The 9,457-nt window shown below is 64.3% G+C and carries 6 protein-coding genes; 3 read left to right on the forward strand and 3 right to left on the reverse strand.

The window, feature by feature from the left end; genetic code table 11:
* A partial coding sequence (locus CSQ91_RS29055) for a hypothetical protein (RefSeq protein ID WP_180278417.1) occupies window positions 1-239 on the forward strand: 239 nt, incomplete at its 5' end.
* A gap of 166 nt (window positions 240-405) precedes the next feature.
* Window positions 406-699 carry a DUF6916 family protein gene (locus CSQ91_RS28285; RefSeq protein WP_240317700.1) on the forward strand — a complete coding sequence of 98 codons (294 nt, stop codon included), beginning with the start codon at window positions 406-408 and terminating at the stop codon, window positions 697-699.
* Window positions 700-764: 65 nt separating this feature from the next.
* On the opposite strand, the gene CSQ91_RS28290 is transcribed toward CSQ91_RS28285, so the two are convergent.
* From CSQ91_RS28290 to CSQ91_RS28300, 3 genes are read right to left on the reverse strand one after another with little or no spacing between them, the layout of a single operon-like run.
* Window positions 765-1,298 carry a phage tail protein gene (locus tag CSQ91_RS28290; protein ID WP_099390268.1) on the reverse strand — a complete coding sequence of 178 codons (534 nt, stop codon included), beginning with the start codon at window positions 1,296-1,298 and terminating at the stop codon, window positions 765-767.
* A gap of 48 nt (window positions 1,299-1,346) precedes the next feature.
* Window positions 1,347-1,880 carry a phage tail protein gene (locus tag CSQ91_RS28295; RefSeq protein ID WP_099390269.1) on the reverse strand — a complete coding sequence of 178 codons (534 nt, stop codon included), beginning with the start codon at window positions 1,878-1,880 and terminating at the stop codon, window positions 1,347-1,349.
* A 30-nt stretch (window positions 1,881-1,910) separates the two neighbouring features.
* Window positions 1,911-2,414: a phage tail protein gene (locus tag CSQ91_RS28300; RefSeq protein WP_257217512.1), complete on the reverse strand. Its 504-nt coding sequence runs from the start codon at window positions 2,412-2,414 to the stop codon at window positions 1,911-1,913.
* 397 nt (window positions 2,415-2,811) lie between these two features.
* On the opposite strand from CSQ91_RS28300, the gene CSQ91_RS28305 reads away from it, so the two are divergent.
* The coding region (locus CSQ91_RS28305) for a putative Ig domain-containing protein (RefSeq protein ID WP_099390270.1) at window positions 2,812-9,457 on the forward strand (6,646 nt) is incomplete at its 3' end.

Here is a 9,457-nt window from a genome sequence, read left to right on the forward strand (position 1 = left end):
GGCACCAGTTCCAGGGCGCCGATGATGCGCGCCTGGCGTATGCCGACCTGGCGGCCGACGGCCCCGTGTACGTGATCCGCACGGTGCCGCAGCAGACGGGCAACTGGACGGCGGGGCTGGGCGTGAAGCTGCTGCTGTCGAACGGCATGACCATCACGCTGGACTACAACAGCAATCTGAACATGGATAGCGGGCGTAGCCAGTCGGTGATGTTCGGCATTGCCATGCCGCTCAAGTAGCGCTACGGCTCAAGGAGGTGACGCCGCGGGGCGGGAGCAGCTTGCTCCCGCCCCGCGGTGCATATGACGCCTGGTTTTTCATGTCAATGCCGTGCCAGGGCGGCAATGATTCCATTAGAATCAGGTATCGTCTTTACCACACTGTTTACAGAATGGAATACCTGGAATGATGAATGTCCTGACCCTCGAACATTTTGCCGCGCGCGTCAACGAGACGTTTATTGCGGCCGGTGACGGAAATGCCGCCTTTGTCCTGAAGGAAGTGCGCCCGTTGCCGTCAGCAACCCTGGAGGGCTTGATGCGCAAGCCGTTCAGCCTGCTGTTTCACAATAGCTCTCCCATCCTGTTCAGCCAGAAAATTTTCCAGATGCAGCATGATGCGTTTGGCGAAGTGGGTATCTTTTTGGTGCCGGTGGCGCGTGACAGCCATGGCTTCCTGTACCAGGCAGTGTTTAACTGAGGCCGGTACGGGGAGAAGGGCAGGGCGGGCGCCGCGATGGCGCCGCCTGCCTGGATGCATCAAACTTAATCAAACGACGGGAATTCCCCTTGCAGGGCGATGCAGAAATTGACCGCCAGCATCGGCTGGCGGTTTTCGTGCGGCTGGCCGCCACCGGCAGTACCGATCGCGGCCGGGGACAGCGTGACATTGGGTGGCGTCGTCGGCACGAATGCGGACGTGCCGCCCAGCGCAATCAAGCCATCGCCAGCGAGCGGGGTGTTGTGCTGCAGGGCGGCCGTGGGCTGGCGGTACACATTGAGTTGATGGGTGTGATTCGGGATCTCCGTCACGTTCAACGTGACACTGTTGCTGCCGAAGGTCTCGCCCATTACGCGCGGTGTCAGGCCCGGTCCTTGTCCCTGGCTGCAGGGCGCGCGTCCCGTGAAGTTGGGCAGCTGGAAGGTGGTGGTCCCGTTCCCCCCATACTGCGTGCCGATCAAGGAAAACAGGGCGCTATATTGCTGGATTTGCAGGGTGGCGCCATTGCAGCTGGCCCACCCGTAGGGTGTGAAATTGAAGCCGAAGACTTGTATCTCGCCAAGGTATGGTGTTGTCACGGTAGGTTCTCCTGATCGATTTTAGGGGCTGCGCTGGCTTGCCGGCTGCTATTGCTGCGATGGGAAAATGCCTGCCCATGCGATGCAAAATGAGGCGGTCAGGGTTGGCATGGTGTTCTCGTGCGGCAGGTTGCCGCCTGTTGTGCCCGTGGCGGTCGTTGCCAGTGCATAGGCGGTCAGACCGGTCAGATCGCTGGTGTACATCTTGTCGTTATTCGACGGGGCCGTCAGCAGCAGGTTGGCCGCTGGCACATTCGCCGTCGCCAGGGTACTGTTCACATTGAACGGGTGCGTATGCGAAGGAAGCTGGGTTGCCAGCAAGGTCACCGATTCGCTGCCGCTTCGTTGCCCGATGGGCCGGTTGGTCAGGCCGGGACCGGTGCCCATATGCAGGGGAACCTGGCCGCGCAGGTCGGGCACGGCGAAAGTGTTGACGCCGTCGCCGCCGTAGGTGGTGCCCAGCAGGGTGTACAGTACTTCATTATTGGCGATCGGTTTCAGGCTGCCGTCGCAGGCGAACCAGCCGCTGGGAATGCGGGGAAAGGCAAACAGGCGAATTTCGCCGACATAGGGTGTGGTCATGACTATGCTCCGTAAGAAATGGCTGATTCGTTAGTTGCGCGACGGGAAGATACCGCTCAAGGCGATATTGAAGTTGATGACCGAGAACGGCTGCATATTGTTATGCGACTGGTTGCCGCCGGTCAACGCCAGGGTTTGGTTGGAGAGGGTAACTTGCGGTCCGGCCGAACCATAGATGGATTCCGCGCCGCTGCCGCCAAACAGGGTATTGGTGGGATTTTTCGACGTGCCGGGCGTCGTTACCGTATTGGCCGTATGCGTGTGCGGCGGCATCTGTGTCGATATCAAGGTGACAGCCTCGGTCCCCGCCCGCGTACCGATCGGGTAGGGGGAAGGTTGCCAGGCGCCATCGACAGAACTACCGGCACCGACAGGGGTACTGCCTTGCAAGTTAGGCAAGGCAAAGGTCGTACTGCCATTGCCGCCGTAGTAGGTACCCAGCAGTGCAAACAGCGCCTGATTTTGCGCAACGGGCAGCAATTGGCCGTTACATGCCGCAAATCCACGCGGCGCAAAATTGAAGCCGCCCATCATGATTTGTCCTAGATACACATCAGCCATCATCGTTCTCCCACGGTTGAATGCAATTAAATTTCAAATGGGAAATATTTTCCATTTGCAACCAATATTGCGTTTTAAAAAACCCTTTTTGTTATAGTTACTTTATTGAAATCTCGGGTTAGCATACGTTGTCATATGGCAAGCGTCAACATCTGTTGGCACTGTAGAAGAGCCCGGATAGGTATCGCTTGCAGCCTGATTTCATGTGCATTTTTTGTTTAAAAAACACTGTATTGGAGAAATTATGTTGCGCACTTGCAACGATATCGGCGCCCGTCCGGCACTTTCTTTCCTGCTTTCCTTTTTTGCCGGAAACAAGGGGCGAATGCCAAACAGTGCCGCTGAAAGGTCGCCAATATCCGGCCGTTTCGTGCAGTGGCTTGCCTCGCTGTTCCTGCTGATGCTGGCGTTCGGCGCCCCGCCCGCGCAGGCGGCGGGCCCGAGCCTTATCTGCCCTCCGAATCAGAGTTTTACAGTTGCCTCGGGTGCCTCGTACATCATCGACCTGTCGAGCTGCAATACCTTTGGCCTGAACGATAATGCTGCCACGGCATTGCACGGCACGATCACCGGCCTCACCAACAATCAGGACAACAAGGCGACCTACACCAATAATGGAGATGGCGCGCTGTCCGATACGTTTGTGCTGCTCGATGAGTCGCAAGGAGAGATCACTTTCACGGTGACCGTCTTGCCTGCGGCGGCTGCCTTCACCGTGGCGCCCGGCAGTTTGACGGCACCCGTGATTGGCGTGCCGTACAGCCAGGGCATGTCGGCGAGCGGCGGCGTGGCCCCCTATGCCTACGCGTTTGATTCAGGCACCTTGCCACCTGGCATCACCGTGTCGTCGAGCGGCGTGATTTCCGGCACCGTGACGGCTACCGGCTCCTTTGCATTTGGCGTCAAGGTCACCGATTCGACGGCAGGCACGCCGCAGGTGGTCATCAAGAATTATTCCGTGACGGTCGCCATCCCTACCTTGTCCATCACGCCCACCACCCTGGCAGCCGGCGGGCTGTCGGCGCCCTACAGCCAGCAGATGTCCACTTTGAATGGCACTGCGCCCTTTACCTATGTGGTGGAGTCGGGCAGTTTGCCGCCTGGCCTGAGCCTGTCCTCCAGCGGCTTGTTATCGGGTACGCCGAGCGCCCTGGGCACCTATAACTTTGTGATCAAGTCGACGGATGTCACGGGCGGCAATGGACCGTACAACACGTCCAGAAGCTATTCCCTGGTGATCAACGCCCAGCCGCCGCCGACCATCACCGGCGTGTCTCCTGCATCCGGCCCTGCGACCGGCGGCACGGCCGTCACCATTACTGGTACCGGCTTTACGGGCGTTACGGCGCTGAAGTTTGGCGCCAATAATGGCGTCTCCGTCACCGTCGTCAATGCCACGACCATAACCACCACGTCGCCTTCCGGTAGTGCTGGCACCGTGAACGTGACCGTCACCGCGACTGGCGGCACCAGCGCCACCGGCGCTGCCAACCAGTTTACGTATATTCCTGCGCCAACGGTCACCAGCATTTCGCCCACGGCAGGTTCTGTCGCTGGTGGCACGAGCGTCACCATTACGGGCACGGGGTTTACCGGCGCTACAGCGGTGACCTTCGGCGCCACGGCAGCCACCGGCTTCACGGTCAACAGCGCCACGCAGATCACGGCTACGGCGCCTGCCGGTACCGGTACGGTGGATGTGCGCGTCACCACGACGGGCGGTACCAGCGCCACCAGCGGGGCGGACCAGTACACCTTTGTGGCGGTACCGACGGTGACGAGCATTTCGCCCACGGCCGGTCCGGCCACCGGCGGCACCACCGTCACCATCACCGGCACGGGTTTTGGCAGCACCACGGCGGTGACCTTCGGCGCCACGGCGGCCACCGGCTACACGGTCAACAGCGCCACGCAGATCACGGCCACGGCGCCAGCGGGCACGGGCACGGTCGACGTGCGCGTCACTACGGCGGGCGGCACCAGCGCCACCAGCGCCGCCGATCAATTTACCTATGTGGCACGGCCGGTGGTGAGCAGCATTTCGCCCACTTCAGGACCTACGACCGGTGGCGCCACGGTCATCATCACCGGCTCGAATTTTAGCGGCACGACAGCCGTGACGTTCGGCGCCACGGCGGCCACCGGCTACACCGTCAACAGCGCCACGCAGATCACGGCCACGGCGCCGGTCGGCGGCGCTGGCACGGTGGACGTGAGCGTCACTTCGGTGGGCGGCACCAGCGCCACCAGTGCCAACGATCAATTTACCTACGTGACGCTGCCTGCGGTCAGCAGCATTTCGCCGACAGCCGGTCCGGCCACCGGCGGCACGAGCGTCATCATCACGGGTACGGGCTTCAGCGGCACCACGGCGGTGACGTTTGGCGCCACGGCGGCGAGCGGCTATACGGTCAACAGCGCCACGCAGATCACGGCGACGGCGCCAAGCGGCACGGGCACGGTGGACGTGCGCGTCACCACGACGGGCGGCACCAGCGCCATCAGCGCGGCCGATCAATATACCTATGTGGCGGCACCGGTGGTCAGCAGCATTTCGCCGACGGCCGGTCCGGCTACCGGCGGCACCACGGTCACCATCAGCGGTTCGAATTTCAGCGGCGCGACAGCCGTGACCTTCGGCGCCACGGCGGCCACCGGCTTTACCGTCAACAGCGCCACGCAGATCACGGCGACGGCGCCCGCAGGCACGGGTACTGTGGACGTGCGCATCACCACCGCTGGCGGCACCAGCGCCATCAGTGCAGCGGACCAGTTTACGTATGTGGCCGCACCGGCGGTGAGCGGTATTTCTCCCACATTCGGTCCCGCCATTGGCGGCGCCAGCGTCATCATTACTGGCGCTAACCTGACTGGCGCGACAGCCGTGACGTTTGGCGCCACGCCGGCCACCGGCTTTACGGTCAACAGCGCCACGCAGATCACGGCGACGGCGCCAAGCGGCACGGGTACGGTGGATGTGCGTGTGACCACGCTTGGCGGTACCAGCGCCACCAGTGCGGCGGATCAGTACACTTATGTAGCGGTGCCCGTTGCCGGCGCAGTCAGCGCGACGGTGGCCTACGGCAGCAGCGCCAATCCGATCACGCTGAACCTGAGCGGCGGCGCGGCGACGTCGGTGGCCGTGGCCTCCACTGCCTCGCACGGCACGGCGACGGCCAGCGGCACCAGCATCACCTACACGCCGACGGCAGGTTACGGCGGCAGCGACAGCTTTACCTATACGGCGACCAATGGCAGCGGCACGTCGGCACCGGCCACCGTGACGATCACCGTCGGCGCGCCGAGCATCACGGTCGCGCCAGCCACCGTGCCCGGCGCGGCAATCGGAGCGGCATACAGCCAGAGCATCAGCGCCGCCAACGGCCTGGCACCGTACACCTACTCGATCAGCGCCGGCGCCTTGCCAAGCGGCTTGAGCTTGTCCAGCGGCGGTGTGCTGTCGGGTACGCCAACGGCCGCCGGCACCTTCAACTTCACGGTGCGCGCCGAGGACAGTTCGACGGGCAGCGGCCCGTATTCGGGCGCGCGCGCCTATTCGCTGACGGTGGCGGCGCCGACGATCAGCATAGCGCCGGCAAGCCTGCCGGCAATGACCACTGGCGTCGCTTTCAGCCAGGGCATCACGGCCACCGGCGGCACGGCAGCATATAACTATGCCGTTACCGCCGGCAGCCTGCCCACCGGCTTGACCCTGGCGGCGGACGGTACCTTGTCGGGCACGCCTACGACGATCGGCGCGTATAACTTTACCGTCACCGCCACCGACAGCAGCACCGGTGCAAGCGCTCCTTTCAATGGTGTGCGTGCCTATTCCGGCATGGTGGTGGTGGCGCCGCCAGTGGCCGGCACAGTCAACGCGACGGTGGCGTACGGCAGCGGCCCGAATGTGGTCCCCCTGAACCTGAGCGGCGGCGCGGCGAACTCCGTGGCCGTGGCATCGGCGCCAGCGCACGGCACGGCGACGGCCAGCGGCACGAGCATCAGCTACACGCCGGCGGCAGGTTATGGCGGTCCCGACAGCTTTACCTATACGGTGACCAACTCTAGCGGTACTTCGGCGCCGGCCACCGTGACGATCACGGTTGGCGCACCGACGGTGACGGTGACGACTGCCAGTCTGCCAGCGATGATGGCAGGCACTGCCTACAGCCAGACCATCGGCGCTTCCGGCGGTGTTGGCCCCTATGTTTTTAGCGTTCCGCCTGGCACCTTGCCCGCCGGCCTGACTCTGACGGCCAACGGCGTCTTGTCCGGCACGCCGACTACCGCAGGCGCGTATGACTTTACCGTCACCGCGACCGACAGCAGCACCGGCAGCGGCCCGTATGCCGGCACCAAGCGCTACACGGGAACGGTGGCGGTGGCGTTGCCAGTGTCCGGCAACGTCAGCGTGACGGTGGCGTACGGCAGCGGCCCGAATGCGATCGCCTTGAACCTGAGCGGCGGCGCGGCGACCTCCGTGGCCGTGGTGTCCGGCGCTGCGCATGGCACGGCGACGGCCAGCGGCACGAGCATCAGCTACACGCCGACGGCCGGTTACGGCGGTCCCGACAGCTTTACCTATAAGGTGACCAACGCCAGCGGCACCTCGGCGACTGCCACCGTGACGATTACTGTTGGCGCGCCGACGGTGACGGTGACCACGGCCACACTGCCGGCGCTGATGGTAGGCACCAGCTACAGCCAGACCATCAGTGCTTCCGGCGGTACTGGCTCGTATGACTTTACGGTCCCGCCAGGTACCTTGCCCGCCGGCCTGACTCTGGCGCCAAACGGCACCTTGTCCGGCACGCCGACCGCCGCAGGCGCGTATGACTTTACCGTCACCGCGACCGACCATAGCACCGGCAGCGGTCCGTATGCCGGTACGATGCGTTACACGGGAGCGGTGGCGGTAGCATTGCCAGTGGCCGGTGCCGTCAGTGCGACGGTGGCGTATGGCAGCAGCGCCCAGCCGATCACCCTGAACCTGAGCGGCGGCACGGCGACGTCGGTGGCCGCATCGGCACCAGCGCACGGCACGGCGACGGTCAGCGGCACGAGCATCACCTACATGCCGACGGCAGGCTATGCCGGGCCAGACAGTTTTACCTATACGGCCAGCAACGCCAGCGGTACCTCGGCGCCTGCCACAGTGACGGTGACGGTGGGCATTCCCACTGTCACTCTGACGCCGGGCACCTTGCCCAATGCGACAGCGGAGGCAGCCTACACCGCAACCCTGACGGCGACGGGCGGCACGGCGCCGTATACCTACAGCGTGACCAGCGGCACCTTGCCCGTCGGCCTGAGCCTGAATGCAGCCACCGGCGTGCTTTCCGGTACGACCAATGTGGCCGGCAGCTTCCCTGTTAGCATCAAGGTCGCGGACAGCAGCACCGGCGCGGGGGCACCGTTCAGTGCCAGCAACAGCTATACCTTGATAGTCGTTGCCCCCGTAATCTCGGTGACGCCAGGTTCGCTGGCGGCGCCGAAAGTGGCCACGGCGTATAGCCAGCAATTGTCGGCCAGCGGCGGCGTCGCTCCCTATGCCTACACGGTGTCGGCCGGCAGCCTGCCTGCGGGCCTGACGCTGAGCAGCAGTGGTCTGCTCAGCGGTACCCCAACGGCGGGGGGCAATTTCACCGCGACCGTGCAGGCGGCCGATGCGCACCAGTTCACCGGCACGCAAAGCTATACGCTGACTGTGGCGTCGGCGACGGTCAGCCTGACGCCGGCTACCTTGCCGAATCCAACGGCGGAAGCGGCCTACACTACGACGCTGACGGCAGCGGGCGGCACGGCGCCGTATACCTTCAGCGTCAGTAGCGGTACCTTGCCCGCTGGCCTGAGCCTGAATGCGGCCACGGGCGTATTGTCCGGCACGACGAATGTGGCGGGCAGTTTCCCGTTCAGTATCAAGGTCACGGACAGCAGCACGGGCACGGGTGCGCCGTTCAGCGCCACCAACAGTTATACCGTGACCGTCGGAGCGCCGACGATCACGCTCACGCCGGCCACCTTGCCGGCGGCGACCGTCGCCACGGCGTACAGCCAGCCACTGTCGGCCAGCGGCGGCGTGGCTCCCTATGCCTACACGGTGTCGGGCGGCAGCCTGCCAGCTGGCCTCGCCTTGAGCAGCAGCGGCTTGCTGAGCGGCACGCCAACGGCAGCCGGCAGTTTTACCTTGACCGTGCAGGCGGCCGATGCGCACCAGTTCACCGGCACGCAAAGCTATACGCTGGTGGTGTCTTCGGCGACGGTCAGCCTGACGCCAGCCACCTTGTCCAATCCGACGGCGGAAACGGCCTACAGCGCGACCCTCTCGGCGACGGGTGGCACGGCGCCATACAGCTATGCCGTGGTGGGTACTTTGCCCGCTGGCCTGAGCCTGAACGGGGCCACGGGCGTACTGTCCGGCACGACGAATGTGGCGGGCAGCTTCCCGTTCAGCATCAAGGTCACGGACAGCAGCACGGGCGTGGGCGCGCCATTCAGCGCGAGCAACAGCTATACCCTGGCAGTGGCGGCACCGGTCCTGACGCTGACGCCGGCCAGCCTGGCGGCAATCCGTGCCGGCGACGCGTATAGCCAGACATTCACGGCGGCCGGCGGCATCGCGCCGTATGCGTACTCCGTGAGCAGCGGCGCCTTGCCAACGGGCCTGGTACTCAATGCGGCGACCGGCATCGTCAGCGGCACGCCAACGGTGGCGGGCAGCTACAACTTCACCTTGCAAGCGAAGGACGCGCACCAGTTCACGGTGCAGCAAGCGTTGACCCTGCAGGTGAACCAGGCGCCGCCGCCGGTGCCGAATGAAGCGGCAACGACCTCGGCCAACCAGGAAGTGAGCCTGACCATCGCTTCCACGGATGGCAGCCCGATCACCGATGTGACCATCGTCACGCCGCCGCAGCATGGGCGCGTCACGGTGGTGGCGAGCGGCGCGGCGGGGGGCGGCAGCGGCCGCTCCTTCAAGGTGACGTATGTGCCGAATGCGAACTACTTCGGTCCTG

It is taken from the genome of Janthinobacterium sp. BJB301 (assembly GCF_002735685.1).
In the GTDB taxonomy this organism is placed as follows: domain Bacteria; phylum Pseudomonadota; class Gammaproteobacteria; order Burkholderiales; family Burkholderiaceae_D; genus Janthinobacterium; species Janthinobacterium lividum.